Here is a 20,428-nt window from a genome sequence, read left to right as displayed (position 1 = left end):
GGTCCAGCCCCCTCCGGGCGACGGGATCCGTTGTCGTCACCCGGAGGGGAGTCAGCGTGGCCGGTGCCACCAGGTGCGGAGCCTGCGGCGTCGGCGGCCCCCTCCGCCACCGAGCGGCGCGGGCCGCAGCGGGGCCGGCAGGCGCAGGGGCCGAATGGAGAGGGTGTAGCGGCAGTCGGCGTCCGGGACGACGACCACCAGGGGCTCGCCGGCCTTGATCCGCTCGCGGGCGGCCCGCTGGTCGTCCATGTCGGCGGCCCACACCCGCAGTTCGGCCGGACAGTCGGGTACGGGGACCACCGGCCGGCGCATCGCCTCGGTGACCCACCCCGAGCAGGCCGGGTCGGGGTCCAGCCGGTCCGCGATCCGCCGGGCCTCGCCGCGCAGCCAGCGCAGCGCCAGCACCGGGGAGAACGTCTGCCAGCTGCCCAGTACGTACGTGACGATCCGTCCGGTGCTGTACACCGGTCCCTCGGCCACCGCCTCGCACCAGTAGACCGCCGGCTCGGTCTCCGGGCTCATCCCGGCGGCCTGCGGGGTTCGTTGGCCCCGCCTGCTCGCGAGAGGCGGGCCATCATGGCCTCGGCCGCCCGCTCGATCTCCCGGCGCCTGGCGGGCGGGGTGCACCACCAGCGCACCGACATCCGCACCCGCGCCCGCAGCCACCGCGCCTGCCCCCGCAGGTCGTCGGCCCGGAGCCGTAACGCCGCCCAACGCCCCGGCGGCGGCCCGGGGTCCGGCTCCGCGAAGATCGCCGCCAGCAGATCGATCCCGTGCTCCTGGCAGTACGCGGCCAGATTCGCCGCCAGCGCCGCCCGAACCCGGGCCCGGCGCCCGATCACAACACCTCACCCCGCGAACGGGCGTTCGCCCGAGACAATGCGAGCCGAATACGTGCCAGCGTCGGGGAGTCCGTCATTTCGACCTTCTGGTCGTCCTCGCATGGCCGCTTGGGGGGCGGCAGCATGCACGGATTCAACAACACCAAGGCATGGCCGTTCGCGGGCGACAAGGGGGGCACGTCGTTCATTGGAAGACCTCAGCTTCGGGGGATGCTATGACGTTCTTCCCACAGCTTGAGCCGTCCGGACGTACGCTGAACAGGCCCGAAGCCATTCCAACGTTGATGGAATAGAAGCGGAGTTGAACACGTGAGCGAAGCAGTCGATCAAGGGCGCGAACCAAGCGACGCGGCCGCCTACTTCGGTCAAGAAGTGGAGGCGCTACGCACGGCCATGGGCTTGCCGCAGCCCGCATTTGCCGAGCTGCTGCGCTACGGACAGCCTCAGTTGAGCAAGGTGGAATCCGGGGCAGTGCTGGCGTCTGAAGGCTTCGCCAAAGCCATGGATCGGGTAGCCGGTACGCCAGGGGTGTACGTCCGTCTGCGAGCACAGCTGCACAAGAAAGGAAATCCGGAATGGTTCATCCCATACATCACTTTGGAGGAGGCGGCCAGCGGGATCACCGACTACTCATGTACGTTCCTGATGGGCCTTTTGCAGACGCGGGAATACGCGGAAGCAGTCATGCGCGCCGCCTTTCCGCGCGAGACGGACGAGCAAATCAGTGAGCGGGTCGAACTTCGCATGCGTCGGCAATCGGTGCTGGACCGCGAGAATCCGCCGCTCCTGTGGGTCGTCATTCATGAGGCCGTCCTACGAACCCAAGTCGGCGGCAAGGCTGTCATGGCCGCCCAGCTCGAACACCTCATGACGGCCACACGGTCTCCGCACATCACACTGCAGGTGCTACCGCACAAGGCCGGTGCCGCCCCCAGCCACCTGCCGTTCACGCTGCTTTCAGCAGAAGGCAGACCGCAAGCGGTCTACAGCGAAACACCCACCCACGGCGGGCAGGTGGACCACACCAGTACCGTTGTGCATACGGCGGTCGCCATGTTCGACCGTCTACGCATGGCGGCGCTGTCCGAGGACGAGTCGCTGATTCTGATGGGCGAGATTATGGAGGAGCACCAGAGATGAGCAACGCGCCCGGCACCGTCGAATGGGTCAAGAGCACATACAGCGGTGGCGAGGGCCAGTGCATCGAGTGGGCGCCGACTCACGCGAACCTCACCGGCCTTGTTCCTGTCCGCGACAGCAAGGTCCCGGCCGGTCCGGCACTGGCCATGTCCACCGACGCCTGGACAGCCTTCGTCGGCATGGTCCGCAGCTGAGTCGCACCCGCCGGCCCCCGTCACTCCACTCCCGGAGAGACGGGGGCTCCGTCATGCTGGACAGCAGCGCAAGGCACCCGTCGTTGTCCCGCAGGTGGGCCCGGACAGTCGTCTGGATCTACCATGTGTTCCCGGACACAACGCCATCAAGTCGACTGCTCTCGGCCCTACTTGGGGAGAGAAGGGGATACTGAAATGAGCGACGCACTGCTCGTGTCTCGCACTGGATGGGTCAAGTCCAGCTACAGCGGCCCAGAAGGCGGCAACTGCGTCGAGTGGGCGCCGCGCTCGGCCGCCACCACCGGGCTCGTCCCCGTACGGGACAGCAAGGTCGCGGCCGGTCCGACACTGGCCGTGGCCGCCGGTGCCTGGGCGGCCTTCGTCGGGATGGTCCGTCGCTGAACGACGCGTGACGCCGAAGCCCCCGTCACTCCCCCGTCCGGGGTGGCGGGGGTTTCGGGTGGGGGGCGGAGGGTACTGCGGGAGCCGGTGGACGGGACGACAGCACGGAGGGTCCATGGCACGCGCCGGTGACAAGGAGACGGTACGCACCCTGCTGGACGAGCACGGGAAGACGTACGCGGAGGAGGCCGGGATCCGGTTGAAGGACACCCCGCAGCCGCTCTACGAACTGCTGGTGCTGTCCTTGCTGCTCAGCGCCAGGATCCGGGCGAGCGTGGCGGTGGCGGCGGCGCGGGCGCTGTTCGGCGCGGGGATGCGCAGCCCGAAGAAGATGCGGGACGCCACCTGGCAGCAGCGGGTGGACGCGCTCGGGGAGGGCGGGTACCGCCGCTACGACGAGCGGACCGCCACCCAGCTCGGGGACGGCGCGGAGCTGGTGATCGACCGGTACGGGGGCGATCTGCGGCGGCTGCGGGAGAAGGCGGACGGCGACCCGGAGGCCATTGCCCGGCTGCTCCAGGAGGTGCCCGGGATCGGACCGGCCGGGGCGGACATCTTTCTGCGCGAGGTGCAGGGGGTATGGAAGGAGGCCGCGCCCCGGCTGGACGGGAAGGCGCTGGACGGGGCGGAGAAGCTGGGGCTCCCGAAGGACGGCGAGAAGCTGGCCGGGCTGGTGGAGAAGGACGAACTCCCGGCTTTCGCCGCCGCGTTGGTACGGGCGGCGCTGGACAAGGACATCGCGGAGGAGGTCCGGGAGGGCTCCTGAACGAGGCGGGAAGGGGCGGGTGGTGCCTCCGTGGCCCGTACGGGCCAGGAGCACCACCCGTCGGCGCGTCCGGGGCGGCGGTAAGGGGTTGATGGCGGTGAGGGCCGTCCCTATGCTGACTTTGTGCCGAAGATGAACAAAGTGGAGGCGGCGCCGCTCGGAAGCGCTCTCGGCGGTCCGCCCGCGCCCGACCCCCTCGCCCGCCTCCGTACCGCGCTGACGCTCTTCTTCGCCCTCGACGGGTTCCTGTTCGCCGGCTGGGTGGTACGCATCCCCGCCATCAAGCAGCAGACCGGCGCCTCCGCCGGGGACCTCGGGCTCGCGCTGCTCGGGGTGTCGGCCGGCGCCGTGGTGACCATGACGCTCACCGGGCGGCTCTGCCGCCGGTTCGGCAGCCATCCGGTCACCGTCGCCGCCGGGCTGCTGCTCAGCCTGAGCATCGCGCTGCCGCCGCTGACCCACTCGGCGCTCGCGCTCGGCCTCGTCCTGCTGCTCTTCGGCGCGGCGTACGGGGGCATCAACGTCGCCATGAACAGCGCCGCCGTCGATCTGGTGGCGGCGCTCCGGCGGCCGGTGATGCCCGGCTTCCACGCGGCGTTCAGCCTCGGCGGCATGCTCGGCGCCGGGCTCGGCGGGCTGGTCGCGGGCAGCCTCTCCCCCACCGTCCACCTGCTCGGGCTCACCGCCGCCGGGCTGGTGCTGACCGGCCTCGCCGGGCCCGTACTGCTCCGCCACCCGGCTCCCACCGCGCCGGAGACCCGGCCGGCCGGGGACGCGCGCGGGCCCGCCAGGGCGACCCGCCGGGCGCGGCGGCTGGTGGCGGTCTTCGGGGTGATCGCGCTCTGCACCGCGTACGGCGAAGGCGCGCTGGCCGACTGGGGCGCGCTGCACCTGAGCCAGGACCTGGCCGCCCGGCCGGGCGTCGCGGCCACCGGCTACGCGGTCTTCGCGCTGGCGATGACCGCCGGGCGGCTCTCCGGCACCGCGCTCCTGGAGCGGCTGGGCCAGACCCGCACCCTGGTCGCGGGCGGGGCGACCGCCATGGCGGGGATGCTGCTGGGCTCCCTCGCCCCGGCCGTCTGGCTCGCCCTGCTGGGCTTCGCCGTCACCGGTCTGGGGCTGGCCAACATCTTCCCGGTCGCCATCGCCCGGGCGGGCGCGCTGGCCGGGCCCGGCGGGGTGGCGGCGGCCTCCACCCTGGGCTACGGCGGCATGCTGCTGGGCCCGCCGGTCATCGGCTTTCTCGCGGAGTGGTTCTCGCTGCCGCTGGCGCTGACCACCGTCGCCGCGCTGGCCGGGGTCGCCGCGCTGATCGGCTGGACCACCCGGGGCGCCACGGCGACGGCCGGGCAGGGCTGAGAAAGGGGGCCGGTTCAGCGGGGCGGCGAGGGCCCGGGGCCGGTCACAGCCCGGCCTCCCGGCCCAGCCGTGCGGCCGCCTCGGCGAAGAACGCCTCCCGCTCCGTCACGATCCGGTCGAACTGGCCGAACACCTCGAACGAGATCAGTCCGAACAGCTGCGACCACGTCCGCAGCAGGACCAGCGCCGATCCGGGCGGCAGACCGGGAGCCAGCTCGGCGGCGATCCGCCGCGCCTCGTCCCGGAGTTCACCGGGCGGCTCGGGGCAGGGCCGCGCGCTGCCGTCGTCGTGGGCGGCGCGGACGACACCGACCAGGGCGAGTCCCACGCGAGAGGCGGGACCCACGGTGTCCCGGGGCGCGTGATAGCCGGGCACGGGTGAGCCGTAGAGCAGGGCGTACTCGTGCGGATGGGCCACCGCCCAGGCGCGCACCGCCCGGCAGACGCCGGTCCAGCGCGCCAGATGGTCCCCGCCTTCGGCCGCCGGCGCGGCGAGGGCGGCCTCGGCGGCGGCGCCCAGCGCGTTGTAGGCGTCCACGATGAGCGCGGTGAGCAGCTCGTCCCGGCTGGGGAAGTAGCGATAGAGAGCGGACGACACCATCCCGAGCTCCCGCGCCACGGCCCGCAGCGACAGCTTGGCGGCGCCCTCGGCGGCCAGCTGCCTCCGCGCCTCGTCCTTGATGGCGGCGGTGACCTCGTCCCGGGCACGGGCCCGGGCTCCCCGGATTTTCTCCATGGCCGCAGTCTGCCATCGACGGAGCAGTGAACCGAAATGAGAGCAGTGCTCTTGCGCGGGCGGGGCGGAACGGGGCAGACTGAACCCGGAGAGAGAGCAGTGCTCTCGGTGTGTTCCGGCGGTGGGTGATGCCAGTGGCCGTCGCTCCGGCACGCCATCGGCCGCCCGCGCCGTCCCCGTCCCACCCCTGTCCGTCCCGTCCCCGCCCGTCGCGTCCCCGCCCTGGAGGCCGGTCATGCCCGCAACTCCCGTCGCTCCCGCCGCATCCACCGCCGCCCATGTCGTACCGCCCGGCTGGTTCACCGTCCGGGTGGTCAACCGGTTCGTCGCCTGGCTGACCCGGCGCGGAATCAGCGTCTGGGGCTCCCGGATCCTGGCGGTGCGCGGCCGCAGGAGCGGTGAGTGGCGCCGTACGCCGGTCAATGTGCTCACCCTGGACGGGACCCGCTATCTGGTCGCCCCGCGCGGCCACGTCCAGTGGACCCGCAACATGCGGGCGGCCGGGGGCGGGCAACTGCTGCTCGGCAAGCGGGCGGAGACGTTCACCGTCGAGGAGCTGCCGGACGACGAGAAGCCCGCCGTGCTGCGCGCCTACCTCCGGCGCTGGAAGGCGGAGGTGGGACTGTTCTTCCCGGGCGTGGGCCCGGACTCCTCGGACGAGGAGCTGCGGGCGGTGGCGGACCGTCACCCGGTCTTCCGGATCACCTCGGGGGAATGAGCCGGGGGCCGATGACACCGGGAGGCACGTACGCCCGGCCGCGCGTGAGCCGGGCGTACGGGAGGGAGGAACCGTACAAGAACGTACAAGGAGGAAGAGCCGGCTAGGAGCGGCGCTCCAGGGCGTCCAGGCCCCGGCGGGCCAGCGGGTGCGAACTCACCAGTCCGGCCAGGGTGGTGACACCCCGGGTGATGTCGGCGAACGCCTTCCACGCGGGGCGCACCCCGGTGAGCGTGGCGTGCAGCAGACCGGGGCGCCGCTCGAAGAGCTGGAGCATCCGGCGGCCGACCGCCATCTCGACGCCGAGGCCGGACTTGATGGCGAACGCGTAGTTCAGCGCCTGGCGGCGGGCCTCCACCGCGTCGTGCGCCTCCGCGATGCGCACCGCCCACTCACCGGCCAGCCGGCCGGAGCGCAGCGCGAAGGAGACGCCCTCGCGGGTCCACGGCTCCAGCAGTCCGGCCGCGTCGCCGCAGACCAGCACCCGGCCCCGGGAGAGCGGTGAGTCGTCGGAGCGGCAGCGGGTCAGATGCCCGGACGAGACGGCGGGCTCGAAGCCGGCGAGCCCCAGCCGGGCGATGAAGTCCTCCAGATAGCGCTTGGTCGCCGCGCCGTCGCCGCGCGCCGAGATCACGCCCACGGTCAGGGTGTCACCCTTGGGGAAGACCCAGCCGTAACTGCCGGGCAGCGGCCCCCAGTCGATCAGCACCCGCCCGGCCCAGTCCTCGGCGACCGTCTCCGGCACCGGGATCTCGGCCTCCAGCCCCAGATCGACCTGGTCCAGCTTCACGCCGACATGGGCCCCTATCCGGCCCGCGCTGCCGTCCGCGCCGACCACCGCGCGGGCGAGCACCGTCTCGCCGTCCGCCAGGACCACCGCGACGGTACGCCGGTCGGGTACGGCCGTCCCGTGCTGCTCGACCCGGGCGACGGTGACGCCGGTCCGCAGCTCGGCGCCCGCCTTCTGGGCCTGCTCGACCAGACCGGCGTCGAACTCGGGCCGGTTGATCAGGCCGAACAGCATCCGCCGGGACTTGCGGGTGCGGGCGAACCGGCCGTTCAGCGAGAAGGTGACCGCGTGCACCCGGTCGCGCAGCGGCAGTTCGAAGCCGGGCGGAAGGGCGTCGCGCGAGGGGCCGATGATGCCGCCGCCGCAGGTCTTGTAGCGGGGCAGCTCGGCCTTCTCCAGGAGCAGCACACGGCGGCCCGCGACCGCTGCCGCGTAGGCGGCGGAGGCTCCCGACGGGCCCGCGCCCACCACGACGACGTCCCAGACCGGCGCCTGCTCCCCGGCCCCGGTGCCGGCCTGCTCGCCCTGTCCGGCCTCCACAGCGTCTCCGGCCTGTTCGGCGTCTCCGGCGTGCGGGGTGTCTCCGGCGTTCCCGGAGCCCGCGGCGTCCTCGGCGTTTCCGGCGTCTGCGTTCTCGCTGCTCACGGTGTGCTTCTGCTCCTGATTCCCCGACCGGTGGCGCTTGCTCTCGATCGCATCCTACGGGCGGGCGTCACAGCCCGCGGCGGCGCCCGGTGACCGGCGGCCGGGAGGCCGCTCGTCGAGCAGGGCGGCGAACAGCTCGTCGAGCGGGGCGGGCACGCGGTCGGGTTCGAGAGCCTCGACGAGGACGCGGCCATAGCGGATCTTGCGCCCCTTCTTCGTACCGAGGAAGCGCCGCAACCGCTGGTGTGCGGTACGGCCCCGCTGCGCGGGCTGGCGCTGAAAGGTCTCCAGGGCCCGCAGATCGCCCTCCGCCCGGACCAGTTCCGCCACCCGGGTCACACCCAGCGCCCGGATCAACTCGTCCTCCAGATCGGCCGCGCATACGAAGAACGGCGCCTCCGGTGCCGCACCGGCCCGCTCCAGGGCGCGGACGTAATGACCGCGCTCCCCCTCGTCGCAGAGTCCGGTGAGCCGGAGGCCCAGGCCGGGAGGTCCGAGGAGCCGGGCGAAGCGGCCGACGTTCATCGCACCGCCCATCGGCAGTACGCAGACTCCCTCGGCCGCCAGGTCCCGGCCACGGCTCGCGGCCAGCGCTCCGACCGCCGCCGCGTCGCTCAACCCTTCGAGCAGTACGACCGTCCGGACGGGAAGCCGCGCGGCCAGCTCGCGCGCGGGCCCGGCGGGACCACCGGCCGCCCATGCGAGGGCCGCCTCGCGGAACGCCGCCATGCCCTCCGGGCCCTCGGCGCCCTCCAGGTCCCGCATACCCTGCATGTCCTGCATGTCCTGCACGTCCTTCGGGCTCTCCGTGTCCTCCATGGGACGAGTCTCCGCCCATTCCGGCCGCCGGGGCGCGGAATTTCCGACCGGGGGGGGCGACCGGAGGGCGGCGGGCGTTCCGGCGGCCGCGCCGCCGGGCGGACCGACCGCCGGGGCGGGGCCGGCCCTGTGGGAGGATCGGGGACGCGTTCGCCGTACATCCACCACGACGGGCCCGGGGGTCCGGGGCCGCCGGGGAGGCGGTACGGCTGCCGCCGGGAGGGTCGTACGGCTGCCCGTGCCCGGGTACGCCGGGGGCTCCGGCCCTTGTCCGTACCGGCGCGTCCCCGTCCGTCCCGGGCCCTGACCCGGCTTCCCGACCGCCCTGCCCCACCGTCGCACCCGACAGGAGCGTGCCCATGACCGCCCGTCCGATCGCCGAGACCGTCGCCTCCCTGCTGCCCCGCGCCAAGGCGGAGCTGACGGAGCTGGTCGCCTTCCAGTCGGTGGCGGACCCGGCGGTGTTCCCGCCGAGCGAGTGCGCCGCCGCGGCGGCCTGGGTGGCGGACGCGCTGCGCGCCGAGGACTTCACGGACGTGGCCGTGCTGGACACCCCGGACGGTTCGCAGTCGGTGTACGGCTACCTGCCCGGCCCCGAGGGCGCTCCGACCGTGCTGCTCTACGCCCACTACGACGTGCAGCCCCCGCTGGACCTGGCGGGCTGGGACACTCCGCCGTTCGAGCTGACCGAGCGGAACGGCCGCTGGTACGGGCGGGGCGCCGCCGACTGCAAGGGCGGCTTCCTCATGCACCTGCTGGCGCTGCGGGCGCTCAAGGCCAACGGCGGGGTGCCGGTCGGTGTCAAGGTGATCGTGGAGGGCTCCGAGGAGCAGGGCACCGGCGGCCTTGAGCAGTACGCGGCGGCCCACCCCGAACTGCTCGCGGCGGACGCCGTGGTGATCGGGGACACCGGCAACTTCCGGGCGGGTCTGCCCACGGTCACCGCGACGCTGCGCGGCATGACCATGCTGCGGATCACGGTGGACACGCTCGCCGGCAATCTGCACTCCGGCCAGTTCGGCGGGGCGGCCCCGGACGCGCTCGCGGCGCTGATCCGGGTCCTCGACTCGCTGCGGGCGGAGGACGGTTCGACCACCGTGGACGGTCTGGAGGCCGTCGCGGACGCGGAGTGGCAGGGGCTCGCCTACCCGGACGGGGACTTCCGCCGGGACGCCCGGGTGCTGGACGGGGTGGAGCTGATCGGCTCGGGCGCGGTCGCGGACCGGCTGTGGGCGCGCCCGGCCGTCACCGTCATCGGCATCGACTGCCCGCCGGTGGTCGGCGCCACGCCGTCCGTGCAGTCCACCGCCCGGGCGCAGATCAGCCTGCGGGTGCCGCCGGGGGTGGACGCCGCCGAGGCGACCACGCTGCTGACCGCGCATCTGAAGAAGCACACCCCGTGGGGCGCCCGGGTGGCGGTGGAGCAGGTCGGCCAGGGCCAGCCGTTCCAGGCGGACATCACCAGCCCGGCGTACACCGCGATGGCCGAGGCGATGCGGGTCGCCTACCCGGGCGAGGAGATGCAGGCGTCCGGCATGGGCGGCTCGATCCCGCTGTGCAGCGCGCTGGCCGCCCTCTACCCGGAGGCGGAGATCCTGCTGATGGGTCTGAGCGACCCGGAGGCGCAGATCCACGCGGTCAACGAGAGCGTCTCGCCGGAGGAGCTGGAGCGCATGTCGGTGACCGAGGCGCTGTTCCTGCGCAACTACGCCGACTCCAAGCGGGGCTGACCCGCCCGCGCCGTCGCCCGGGCTGTCCCGCCCAGTCGTCACCGGGGCGGTGCCGCCTGCCGGCGGGCCCGGGGGCGGCCACCGCGGCAAGGGCCTCGGGTCGCCGCCGCCCGTGGTGAGGGGGCACGGTGGATCTCGCCGCGCGTCCGGTGCGCGCGGGACGACGCGGCGCCCGGGGAGTGGACCCCGTCCCGGCGAGCCCGGCCGGCGGGGGAAGAGACGGAGAGGCGACGCATGGCCGACACCCCCGTCTCGTCGGGGGGACCGGCGTCGCGACGGGACCGAGCGGCACGCGGAACGGCAGGCGGAACGGCAGGCGGAACGGCAGGCGGCCCCGTCGGCGTGGGCGCCGACGGGGCCGCGGTCGGGACCCGGTACGTCACCGGGTGACGGGCCGGTCGGCGCGAGCCGCGCCCACCGCTCAGAGGACGATGGTGAGGACCTCGCTGCCGTTCTGCTGATCGACACTCGAAGCGAGACAGCCGAGGACGTCGAGGTCGACGGTCACCACTTCCCGTTCGACCACGGAGCCCTGCGCGTACCCGGAGGTGACGGTCCCCGCCGAGGTCACGATGGTCTGGTTGGCGGCCCGGACGACCGTGGTGAGGGTGTAGGTGATGGTGCTGGACTGCCCGTCACTCCAGTGGTACGTGATGACGTCCGCCGGAGGTATGGTCCCCGCGGGAGGCGGGATCAGACAGCTGGCGGATTCCGTGAAGGAAGCCGTGGCGGCGCCGGTGAGGAACGGGCTGCCGAGGCAGGTGAGCGACTCGGAGATGCCCACCTGGGTGGAGCGCGGAAGCGGCCCGAGCGGCGGCGAGTAGTGCTGGGCCTGTCCGCCGGTACAGACCACCGTGGCGGCGGCCTTCGCCGGTGCGGCCTGTGCCGAACTCACCGGGAGGAGGAAGGCCGCGAGGAGAGCGGCGAGGGGGAGGAAGACGGAGAGAAGTCTGCGAGCACGTGACATGTGCCGGCCTTTCACCATGGCGTCACGCTGGGCACCTGACGAAGAAGTCGGGGTGGTACGAGTCGGCCTCGCGGTGTGTCCGGGAAGCGGTACCGAGGTCCGGCCCCGCGTACGGGCCAGCGTCTGGATGCCCAATGTGTCCTCGGCGAGGCACACCGGTACATAGTCCGGCCGGGGAATGCCGCGTAGCCGAAACGGGAGGGGTGCGCCCCGCCCGGCTGAGCACGCCCCGGGCGCGCAACTCGGGCGCGCGCCCCCTGGCGGCCCGGCGGCGACACCCGTCCCCGGTACCGGCTCTGCCGCACCGCCGGAGGACGTGGTCCACGACCTCGTACGCCTCGTCGCGCCGCATCCCGGCACCACCCCGGCCGGAGCCACCGAGGATTTCCGGCAGCCGGGCGGCCCCTACAGCACGACGGCCGGACGATCTCCCCGCCGCGCCCCACCCGGACGGGCGTCTCGTCCGCTTCACGGATCTGGACCCGCACGGCCTCGTCGCTTCCGTCCCCCAACGGCACCTCTACCGTGTGGACCAGGCGTCCGCTCACCGCTGCCTCCCGCACTCGGGAGAGTGGAGAGCGGAGCGCGCCAAAGCCAACCGTCGCCCCGCACCGTCGTGTTGGGCCCTGCCGGGCGGGCGAGCGTCCGGCCGGTCACGGGCCGGTCAGCGGCCGGTCACGGGCCGGACAGCGGCCGGTCAGCGGCCATGGCCCGCCTTCCCGGCCGGTGAGCGAACCCGCTGATGGCTGAAAGAGCACCCCTTGAAGAGCCCGTCCTCGGGAAGGGAACCCGGTCGGTCCGCTGTTTTCCGGATCTTGAGGACCTCGAGGAGCACGCCATGTCATCTTCTCCACCCCCGCCCACCGCCCCCGGCATCGGGGACACCGGTCCGTACCGGCCGGGGAGAAGTGCGCCCGCGCCGCCCCGCCGGTTCCGGGTCCGCGCCGCCGCCCTGCTCGTGCTGGCGGCGATGACGTCCGCGGCCGCCGCCCCCGGGAAGGCGGACGCGGCTCCCGGCAGGGCGTCGGCGCTCAGCGCCTGCGGGGACCGCAACGGCTGGGTGCCCCAGGGGGTGGTCGCCCCGGCGATCCCCGGGATCACCAAGCCGGACCTGATCCGGTTCGCGGACCTCGACGGGGACGGCGACGACGAGCGGCTGCTGCTGGACGAGATCGGCGGCGTCCGGGAGTGGCGCAACGACCGGGACGGCAGGTGGTCGTACCGCGCCAGGATCGCGGCGGGCACCGGATACGCCCCGGACCGGATCAAGTTCGCGGACCTGAACGGCGATGGCAAGGACGACTATCTGGTCGTCAAGGACAACGGTGCCATCGACGGCTGGATCAACGAGGGCGGCGACCTGACCGGCCCGTCCGGCATCACGCCCGGCTGGAAGCCGGTGGGCCAGATCGCCCGGGGCACCGGCGCTCCGGCCGGCCAGGTGTTCTTCGCCGATCTCGACGGTGACGGCGACGACGACTATCTGACCCAGACCGCGCCCCAGGACGATCTGTACGCCTGGCGCAACGAGGGCGGCGACCGGCCGGGGCACGACGGCTGGGTGGCCTGGGGCAAGGTGGCGGAGGGCAATGCCCTGATGGCGACCTCGCGGGCCGACTTCGGGGACTTCGACTGCGACGGCCGGGACGACCGGCTGTACCTCTACCCGAGCAGTGTGCTGCTCAGCGTCGCCAACGGCGGCATCGAGGACGGCGTCCTGAAGGACGGCCACGTCGGCGGGGCGGCGGGCACCCACGACCCGATGGAGCGGATCATGTTCGCCGAACTCAACGGCGACGGCCGGATCGACTACCTGACCATGGACAAGGACGGGGCGATCGTGGGCTACCTCAACGACGGGGGCGACCGGTGACCGTACACTCCACCGGCTCGACGCACCGGCTCCGGCGCCAGGGCGTCGTCGCGGCGCTGCTGGTCCTGGTGGCGGGCCTGCTCGTCGTCCTGCGGCCGCAGCAGGCCGCCGCCGAGGACCGGCCGATCTCCAGCACCCCGTTGATGACCTGGAACATGCGCGGCGCCAACGAGGTGGGTCGGGACACCAACAAGTGGCAGAACTACGTCCGTACCTATGCCCGGCAGGCCTCCGTCGTGCTGCTCCAGGAGGCCGGCGCGGCACCGGCGGACATGGCGGACCGGCAGGCCGATCTGACCAGGACCACGGTCGACCGGAACAACAACGTGCACACCCACACCATCCGCCACTACCGGTGGAACGTGGGGTCGAGCTCACGCGACAGCGCGCGGCACGTCTACTTCGCGCTCACCCAGAACGGCGTCGGCGGCCGGGTCAACCTGGCCGTCGTGGTCAGCGGTGACCCCGACGAGGTGAACGTCGTCGAGAACCCGGTCGGGAACGGCCGGCTCGCGCTCGGCGTGCGCTACGGCTCGAACTGGTACTTCACCGTGCATGGACTGTCCGGAGGCGGCGGCGACTCGGCGGTGCTGCTGGACGCGATCGACACCCAGGTGGACCAGTGGGCGGCGGACCGGCATGTGAGCTACCACTGGACCGCCGGCGGGGACTTCAACGTCGATCCGGACGAGCTCTCGGGCCGGGACCACTTCCCGCCGGCCATGACCGTCAGCACCGACGTCAACACGCCCACCCATGACAGCGGGAACCGGTACGACTACTTCGTCACCGACGACATCGCGGCCGCGCAGGAGCTCCAGGGCGCCTGGGTCTACGCCGGGCCGCCGTCGGACCACCGGCCCACCGCCCTCGGCGAGATGCGGGCCGCCGCCGGCCAGCCGCCCTCCGCGCTGCGCTACATGCCCGAGGGCGACTCGATCACCCAGGGCCTCGGCAGCAGCAACGACTCCGGAGCGCGCGACGAGATCCAGGCCGATTTCGGCAAGATGACCGTGGGCCAGCTGTACGGCAACAACATCCTCTCGCCGATCTACGACCTGCCGGCCAAGCGGGACCTCGTCGGTGAGCGGAAGAACGGCCGGGGCATCCCGGACCCCGACCACGAGGGCTGGCCCGGTTACACGATCGACCAGATCGCCGAGGAGGCCTCGGACGCCGTGCCGTCGATGAAGCCCAATGTGGTGGGGCTGCTCGCCGGGACCAACGACATGGTCCGCAATGTCGACGTGGGCAACGCCCCGGCCCGGCTGAGCCGGCTGATCGACCAGACCTTCCAGGGGTCGCCGGGCGTCGCGATCGTGGTGGGCACGCTCACGCCCTCCACCAACCCCGCGATCCAGCAGCGGATCGACGCCTACAACGCCTCCATCACCACGATGCTGGACCAGCGGATCGCCAACGGCGACCACCTGGTCCGGGTGGATCTGAGCGCGGTGACCACCGCCGACCTGGCCGACGAGGTCCACCCCACCGACGCGGGCTACCGGAAGATCGCGGACGCCTATGTGGGCGGGGTGCGCACCGCGCTGGCCGACGGCTGGATCAGCGACCCCGTCGGCACCCCCGGCGCCGAGCCCGGCAACTACGGCGGTTACGACCCGCAGGGACGCGTCTGGGAGGGCCTGCCCGGCGACCCGGACGCCGCCGGAGCGATGAAGTACGCGGACCTCGACGGGGACAACCGGGACGACATCGTGTGGCTCTCCCCGACCGGTGCGGCGACCGCCTGGCTGAACCGGGACGACCACGGCAGGATCGCCTGGACCTATCGCGGCGAGATCGCCATGGGCACCGGCCAGGGACCCGACCGGGTGTTCTTCGCGGACCTCGACAAGGACGGGCTCGACGACTACATCGTGATCCGGCCGGACAAGGTGATCGACGCCTACTACAACCGCGGCGGTGACACCGTCGGTCCCGACGGCTGGAGGCCCGGCTGGGAACCGCACCCGAACTACGGCCGGGGCACGGACACTCCGGTGGACCGCATCCGGTTCGCGGACATCGACGGCGACGGGCGCGCGGACTACGTGCGCCTGCTCGACTTCGACACCAAGGTGGACGTCTTCTACAACCGCGGCGGCGACTCCCCCGGCCACGACGGCTGGCAGCCCGGCGGCGCGCTCCTGACCGACCTCACCTCGACCACCAACAAGCAGATCGAGTTCGCGGATCTGAACGCCGACGGCAAGGCCGACTACATCGCGCTCGACTCCGACGGCGTGCCGTACGCCCGGCTCAACACCGGGCGCGCCGACTGGTTCCCGCGCGGCAAGATCGCCAAGGGCACCGGCGGAACGATCGCCCTGCCCGAACTCGACGGCGACGGCCGGGCCGACTGGGTCAAGATCGCCCGCAATGGAGCGATCGACGCCTGGATCAACAAGGGCGGCGACCCGCCGCGCTGACGCGCGGGACGCCGGTCGCGGGGGGCCGGCCGGCCCGGCGTGACCGGCCGTGAGGAGCCCCCGGGCGCGGGCCGTTCGGCCCGTGCCCGGGGGCTTCGCTGTGCGCGGACAACGCGCTGGGCGTAATCGGTGACGGCCGGCGGGTCCGGACTCCTAGGCTCCGCGCATGAAGATCATCGAAGTGCGGCCGCGGCTGCATCTGCTGCGCTTTCCCATCGGCCAGGCGTACCTCTGGCGCGACGGAGACATACATGACGTGCGGGGGGACGATCAGGAGCTGACCCTGATCGACGCGGGCTGGGCGGGTGCGGCGGAGACCATCGCGGAGGGGATACGGAGCCTGGGTCTGGAGCCGGAGCGGCTGCGCCGGATCGTGCTGACCCACTGCCACCGCGACCATGTCGGCGCGGCGGGTGAACTCGCCCGGCGGTACGGCTCCGAGATCCTGGCCCACGGGCGGGACGCCCCGGTCGTCCGGGGCGAGGCGCCGGTGCCCGAACCGGTGCTGCTGGACTGGGAGATACCGCTGTACGAGCACGGGCTGACCGTGCCGCCGGCGCCGCCGGCCCGGGTGGATCGGGAGGTGGCCGACGGCGAGGAGCTCGGCTTCGGGGACGGGGCCCGAGCGGTGCACACGCCAGGGCACACCGACGGTTCGATGGCGATCCATCTGCCGCGCCACGGGGTGCTGTTCACCGGGGACACGGTGGCCTCGGTGCGGGGCGTGACACTGGGTGTGTTCCATGTGGACCGGGAGCGGGCCAAGGAGTCGATGCGGGCGATGGCCGGGCTGGCTCCGGAGACCGTGTGCTGCGGGCACGGCGATCCGGTGACGGCGGACGCGGCGGCCCTGCTGCGTGAGGCCGCCGAGCGGGACGCCGCGCCCGGAGCGTGATCCGGCGGACGCCGCGCCCGGAGGCATGACCAGGCTGGGCGGGTGTCCGGCCTGGTCGGTCCGGGTGTCCGGCCGGCTCGGCCCGGTGTCCGGCCGCGCTCGCGCGATGGTACGGCTGTACGGCTCCGGGAACCGGCCGCCGAGCGGGACGCGCCGGGCGGCCGGCGAGGCACCGGTGCCCGGACCGGTGCCGCCCGTCCGGGAGTCACCGCCGTACCGGTACGGGCTCACCGTCCCGCCGAGCCCGCCGGTACCGTGCGGGAGCGCGGTCCGGCGGGCGCAGGTCCGCCCGGACGCGTGGCCGGGCCGCTGGGGTGTCCGGCCGCCCCGGGGCCGTCGGCGCGGCACGGGACGGGAGACAGGGGGCGGCCTCAGCCGACCGGGACGCCCGCCTCCAGATTGAGCACCGTGCCGCGCTCCCGGGCGCGCAGGGCCCAGCGCAGCCGCTCGTACCGCACCGGCGGCAGCATGCCGGACGCCTCCGCCTCGGTGACGAACCGCCAGCCGCGCAGCTCGGTGGCGGGCAGCAGCACCCGGTCGGTCTGGCTGCCGGTGAGCCGGCCGCCGTCGAAGAGCAGCCGCAGCCCGCCGTAGCCGGGCGGCCGGGGCGGTTCCCAGTCGACCACCAGCAGTTTGGGCACGACGGGCAGCTGAAGCCCGATCTCCTCGGCCACCTCGCGGAGCCCGGCGCGCGCGGGGGCCTCGCCGGGCTCCACCACGCCGCCGGGGAACTCCCAGCCGGGTTTGTAGGTCGGGTCCACGAGCAGCACCCGGTCCTGCTCGTCGAAGAGCAGCACGCCCGCCGCGAGGGTCTCGCCGGTCGGCTCCGGGGTCTGGACGATTCCCGCCTCCCCGGCGGCGCCGCTCCGTACCGCCTCCGCCACCGCGCACGCGGTCTCCCGGGCCGTCAGCGGGCCGTTGTCGACGGCGTACGCGTCGGCGCCCAGCCAGCCGGCCAGGGCGGCCCGGCAGGGTTCGATGTGGTCGCGGGCCCAGCGGCGGGCGCGTTCGCCGGCCTCCGGGTCCCCCTGCTGCTCCCGCCGGGCGTCGATCCGGGCGCGAAGGATCGTTTCGTCCGGGGTCAGGACGACATGGCGGACGGAAATCCGCCGGGCGGCGAGCCCACCGAATATCTCGTCCCGGTACTCCTGCCGCAGCAGGGTCATGGGTACCACCAGCACCCCGCCGACCTCGGCCAGCAGCGCGGCGGCCGTGGCCACCACCATCCGGCGCCAGATCGGCAGGTCCTGGCAGTCGTCCACCTCCGCCAGCCGCTTCCGGGGCAGCAGCCGGTCGAGCGTTCCGCCGATGATCTCCGGGTCGTACAGGGTGCCGTCCGGGAGCAGATCCACCAGCTCCCGCGCGGCACTGGTCTTGCCTGCGCCGAACGCACCGTTGATCCAGACGAGCACGGTTCCCCCTCCTCGGTAGCCCCCTGTGGGTTGCCCGCCTCACCCTGCCACGGAAACCCGCGCCCGGCAGGAGGGCGAGTGCGCTGTTCGCGCCCCTCGTGCGCCGTGTGCGCCCAGGAGCGCGGGCGCACCGCTCTCCCGGGCACACGCCGGAACCGCCCCGGGCGGCCCCCGGCCCGAGGCGGGGCCCCTGGGGTCCGGGCCGGAAACCCTCAGGACCGGACCGGCGGTTGCGCGGCGACCCGGACCGGCGACCCGGACCGGCGGTTGCGCGGCGGCCCGGACCGGCGGGCCGGGGTCGGCCCGGGTCAGCCGGGCAGGCTCGCGGGCGCGTCGTCGCGGGCCACCGGCAGGGCGGCGGCGGCCGCGCCCAGCAGCCCGGCATCGGTACCAGCGCGGGCCGGGGCGACGGTCAGCCCGTGGACGAAGGAGAGCGCGGCGTACTCCCGGAGGGACCGCCGCAGCGGGGCGAAGAGCACCTCGCCCGCCCCGGCCACCCCCCCGCCGACCACCGCGATCTCCACCTCCACCAGGGTGGCGGTGGCGGCGATGCCGGCGGCCAGCGCCCGGGCGGCCCGCTCGAAGGAGGCCACCGCGACCGGATCGCCCGCCCGGGCCGCCGCCGCGACGGCCTCGGCGCCGGGGTCGCCGCCGGGCGCGGGCCGCCAGCCGTTCTCCAGGGCGCGGCGGGCGATGTTGGGGCCGCTGGCGATCCGCTCGACGCAGCCGCGCGAACCGCAGGGGCAGGGGTCGCCGTCCAGTTCGACGCTGATGTGCCCGATGTGGCCGGCGTTGCCGGTGGGGCCCGGATGGAGCCGGCCGTTCAGCACCAGTCCGCCGCCGACGCCGGTGGAGACCACGAGGCAGAGCGCGTTGTCGTACCCCTGGGCGGCGCCCCGCCAGTGCTCGGCTGCGGTCATGGCCACGCCGTCCCCGACCAGGCGGACCGGCAGCCCGCCCGTGACCGCCCGGGCCCGCTCGACCAGCGGAAACCCGCGCCAGCCCGGGACATTGACCGGGCTGACCGTACCGGTGGAGGCGTCCACCGGTCCGGCGCTGCCGATCCCGAGGGCGGTGACACCGGACCAGAGCGGGCCGGCCATCAGCTCGGCCAGCACCGCTTCGACCGCGCCCATCACGGTCTCGCCGTCCTCCCGGGCCGGGGTGGGGCGCCGGGCCCGGACGAGAATGCCGCCGTCGCCGTCGACCAGGGCGCCGGCGATCTTGGTGCCGCCGATGTCGAGCGCGGCGACGAGCTGGGCAGACATCGGTCGGATCCCCCGGGTGAGCTGACGGAGTAGCGGATCCGGGCCCGGGACGGGCCGCGGCCGGTGATGTTCTTGCTCAGTCTCTCCCGCCCTGACAACGTTGTCCAGGCCCTATGCTCGACGCCACGACCCGGGGCACCGGGGCCGTGCGCCCGCCGGGTGTCCGCCAGTGTCCCGGCGGACACCCGGGGCGGCGTCCCGCCCGCCGTGCCGTACGGAGCCGTACGGCCGTGACCAGCCGTACGCGGGTACCGCCGTACCGGCCGTACCCCCGCCGCCCCACCGGACACCGGACCGACGACAGGACAGCTCACGTGGCCGACATCGCCCGCCGCCCCGCCCACCGCTACGGCAGCCGGCCCACCATGAAGGACGTGGCCGCCCGGGCGGGCGTGGGCCTGAAGACCGTCTCCCGGGTGGTGAACGGGGAGCCGGGTGTCACGGCGGACACCGAGCGGCGGGTCCAGGAGGCCATCGAGGCGCTGGGCTTCCGGCGGAACGACAGCGCTCGGGTGCTGCGCAAGGGGCGGACCGCCTCGATCGGCCTGGTCCTGGAGGATCTGGCGAACCCCTTCTACGGGCCGCTGAGCCGGGCCGTGGAGGAGGTCGCCAGGGCCCACGGGGCGCTGCTCATCAACGGTTCCAGCGCCGAGGACCCGGGCCGGGAGCAGGAGTTGGTGCTGGCGTTCTGCGCGCGCCGGGTGGACGGGCTGATAGTGATCCCGGCCGGTACCGACCACCGCTATCTGGAGCCCGAGCTGCGCGCCGGGGTGGCCACCGTCTTCGTGGACCGGCCGGCCGGCCGAATCGAGGTGGACACCGTGCTGACCGACAGCTTCGGCGGGGCCCGGGCCGGGGTGGCCCATCTGATCGCGCACGGCCACCGGCGGATCGGCTTCATCGGGGACCAGCCGCGCATCCACACGGCGGTGGAGCGGCTGCGCGGCTACCGGGCGGCGATGGCGGACGCGGGTCTCGCGGTGGCGGACGGCTGGGTGTCGCTGGGCTCGACGGAGCCGGGCCGGGTCCGGGAGGCGCTGGCCGCGATGCTGGCCGGGCCCGATCCGGTGACGGCGCTCTTCGCGGGCAACAACCGGGTGACCGTGACGGCCGTACGGGAGCTGGCCGGGCGGTCGCGCCCGGTGGCGCTGGTGAGCTTCGACGACATCGAGCTGGCCGATCTGCTGGGGATCACGGTGGTCGCCCAGGACTCGGCGGCGCTGGGCCGTACGGCCGCCGAGCGGCTGTTCCGCCGGCTCGACGGCTCGGGCGAGCCCCCGGCCCGCCTGGAGCTGCCGACCCGGCTGATCCCACGCGGCTCCGGCGAACTGCCACCCGCCTGAGCCCCGGGCGCCTGGCACCCGGGCAGGCCCGAGGGCCGCCCGGCCGGGACCGGGGGCTGCCAGGGGCCGGCCGGGACGACCCTTAGGCACCGGCCGTACG

19 protein-coding genes are annotated in these 20,428 nt (G+C 73.9%); 11 read left to right on the top strand and 8 right to left on the bottom strand.

Features of this window, described 5'->3' with window-relative positions:
- Window positions 1–51: 51 nt before the first annotated feature.
- Both NX801_RS15265 and NX801_RS15260 read right to left on the bottom strand, forming a co-directional pair.
- Window positions 52–522 carry a hypothetical protein gene (locus NX801_RS15265; protein ID WP_258788248.1) on the bottom strand — a complete coding sequence of 157 codons (471 nt, stop codon included), beginning with the start codon at window positions 520–522 and terminating at the stop codon, window positions 52–54.
- Window positions 519–842 carry a hypothetical protein gene (locus NX801_RS15260; RefSeq protein WP_258788247.1) on the bottom strand — a complete coding sequence of 108 codons (324 nt, stop codon included), beginning with the start codon at window positions 840–842 and terminating at the stop codon, window positions 519–521. The genes NX801_RS15265 and NX801_RS15260 overlap by 4 nt, the downstream gene beginning before the upstream one ends.
- A gap of 309 nt (window positions 843–1,151) precedes the next feature.
- Here NX801_RS15260 and NX801_RS15255 point away from each other — a divergent pair, with 309 nt between their 5' ends.
- From NX801_RS15255 to NX801_RS15235, 5 genes are all read left to right on the top strand, one after another.
- Complete coding sequence (locus NX801_RS15255; RefSeq protein ID WP_258788246.1) at window positions 1,152–1,982, top strand: helix-turn-helix domain-containing protein; 831 nt, start codon at window positions 1,152–1,154, stop codon at window positions 1,980–1,982.
- Window positions 1,979–2,176 (top strand): DUF397 domain-containing protein, encoded by a 198-nt coding sequence (locus tag NX801_RS15250; protein ID WP_258788245.1) that lies wholly within the window; start codon window positions 1,979–1,981, stop codon window positions 2,174–2,176. The genes NX801_RS15255 and NX801_RS15250 overlap by 4 nt, the downstream gene beginning before the upstream one ends.
- Window positions 2,177–2,371: 195 nt before the next feature.
- Window positions 2,372–2,578, top strand: a complete 207-nt coding sequence (locus NX801_RS15245) for a DUF397 domain-containing protein (protein ID WP_258788244.1) — start codon at window positions 2,372–2,374, stop codon at window positions 2,576–2,578.
- A gap of 115 nt (window positions 2,579–2,693) precedes the next feature.
- Window positions 2,694–3,344, top strand: a complete 651-nt coding sequence (locus tag NX801_RS15240; protein ID WP_258788243.1) for an HhH-GDP family DNA glycosylase — start codon at window positions 2,694–2,696, stop codon at window positions 3,342–3,344.
- 123 nt (window positions 3,345–3,467) lie between these two features.
- Window positions 3,468–4,703 carry an MFS transporter gene (locus NX801_RS15235; RefSeq protein ID WP_258788242.1) on the top strand — a complete coding sequence of 412 codons (1,236 nt, stop codon included), beginning with the start codon at window positions 3,468–3,470 and terminating at the stop codon, window positions 4,701–4,703.
- 43 nt (window positions 4,704–4,746) lie between these two features.
- Here NX801_RS15235 and NX801_RS15230 read toward each other — a convergent pair whose 3' ends face one another.
- Entirely contained in the window at window positions 4,747–5,439 is a 693-nt protein-coding gene (locus NX801_RS15230) for a TetR/AcrR family transcriptional regulator (RefSeq protein WP_258788241.1), read from the bottom strand.
- Window positions 5,440–5,674: 235 nt separating this feature from the next.
- On the opposite strand from NX801_RS15230, the gene NX801_RS15225 reads away from it, so the two are divergent.
- Window positions 5,675–6,157: a nitroreductase family deazaflavin-dependent oxidoreductase gene (locus tag NX801_RS15225; RefSeq protein ID WP_258788240.1), complete on the top strand. Its 483-nt coding sequence runs from the start codon at window positions 5,675–5,677 to the stop codon at window positions 6,155–6,157.
- Window positions 6,158–6,260: 103 nt separating this feature from the next.
- Here the strand turns inward: NX801_RS15225 and NX801_RS15220 are convergent, their stop codons facing one another.
- Window positions 6,261–7,487 carry a geranylgeranyl reductase family protein gene (locus NX801_RS15220; protein WP_258788291.1) on the bottom strand — a complete coding sequence of 409 codons (1,227 nt, stop codon included), beginning with the start codon at window positions 7,485–7,487 and terminating at the stop codon, window positions 6,261–6,263.
- 159 nt (window positions 7,488–7,646) lie between these two features.
- Window positions 7,647–8,321, bottom strand: coding sequence for a TOPRIM nucleotidyl transferase/hydrolase domain-containing protein (locus NX801_RS15215; protein ID WP_258788290.1), 675 nt, complete (start codon window positions 8,319–8,321; stop codon window positions 7,647–7,649).
- Window positions 8,322–8,770: 449 nt separating this feature from the next.
- Between NX801_RS15215 and NX801_RS15210 the strand changes: the two genes are divergently transcribed.
- Window positions 8,771–10,141: a dipeptidase gene (locus tag NX801_RS15210; protein ID WP_258788239.1), complete on the top strand. Its 1,371-nt coding sequence runs from the start codon at window positions 8,771–8,773 to the stop codon at window positions 10,139–10,141.
- A gap of 421 nt (window positions 10,142–10,562) precedes the next feature.
- Here NX801_RS15210 and NX801_RS15205 read toward each other — a convergent pair whose 3' ends face one another.
- Window positions 10,563–11,108 (bottom strand): hypothetical protein, encoded by a 546-nt coding sequence (locus NX801_RS15205; RefSeq protein WP_258788238.1) that lies wholly within the window; start codon window positions 11,106–11,108, stop codon window positions 10,563–10,565.
- Between the two features lie 838 nt (window positions 11,109–11,946).
- Between NX801_RS15205 and NX801_RS15200 the strand changes: the two genes are divergently transcribed.
- The 3 genes from NX801_RS15200 (at window position 11,947) to NX801_RS15190 (ending at window position 16,305) form a co-directional block, all read left to right on the top strand.
- A complete protein-coding gene (locus NX801_RS15200; RefSeq protein WP_258788237.1) occupies window positions 11,947–12,981 on the top strand; it encodes an FG-GAP repeat domain-containing protein in 1,035 nt (344 codons plus the stop codon).
- On the top strand, window positions 12,978–15,410 hold the full coding sequence (locus tag NX801_RS15195) for an FG-GAP-like repeat-containing protein (protein ID WP_258788236.1): 2,433 nt from the start codon (window positions 12,978–12,980) through the stop codon (window positions 15,408–15,410). Before NX801_RS15200 ends, NX801_RS15195 begins: the two co-directional genes overlap by 4 nt.
- A 166-nt stretch (window positions 15,411–15,576) precedes the next feature.
- The gene (locus tag NX801_RS15190) at window positions 15,577–16,305 is read left to right on the top strand and encodes an MBL fold metallo-hydrolase (RefSeq protein ID WP_258788235.1); all 729 of its coding nucleotides are present in this window, start codon (window positions 15,577–15,579) and stop codon (window positions 16,303–16,305) included.
- A 371-nt stretch (window positions 16,306–16,676) separates the two neighbouring features.
- On the opposite strand, the gene NX801_RS15185 is transcribed toward NX801_RS15190, so the two are convergent.
- Both NX801_RS15185 and NX801_RS15180 read right to left on the bottom strand, forming a co-directional pair.
- The gene (locus NX801_RS15185; RefSeq protein WP_258788234.1) at window positions 16,677–17,717 is read right to left on the bottom strand and encodes an NUDIX hydrolase; all 1,041 of its coding nucleotides are present in this window, start codon (window positions 17,715–17,717) and stop codon (window positions 16,677–16,679) included.
- A gap of 308 nt (window positions 17,718–18,025) precedes the next feature.
- On the bottom strand, window positions 18,026–18,985 hold the full coding sequence (locus NX801_RS15180) for an ROK family protein (protein WP_258788233.1): 960 nt from the start codon (window positions 18,983–18,985) through the stop codon (window positions 18,026–18,028).
- Between the two features lie 365 nt (window positions 18,986–19,350).
- Between NX801_RS15180 and NX801_RS15175 the strand changes: the two genes are divergently transcribed.
- Window positions 19,351–20,328, top strand: coding sequence for a LacI family DNA-binding transcriptional regulator (locus NX801_RS15175; protein ID WP_258788289.1), 978 nt, complete (start codon window positions 19,351–19,353; stop codon window positions 20,326–20,328).
- The last annotated feature ends 100 nt before the right edge of the window (window positions 20,329–20,428 follow it).

It is taken from the genome of Streptomyces pyxinae, from assembly GCF_024756275.1.
Lineage (GTDB): Bacteria > Actinomycetota > Actinomycetes > Streptomycetales > Streptomycetaceae > Streptomyces > Streptomyces pyxinae.
Note: the sequence above shows the minus strand (reverse complement) of the source record. Positions and strands in the feature narration are given on the sequence as shown.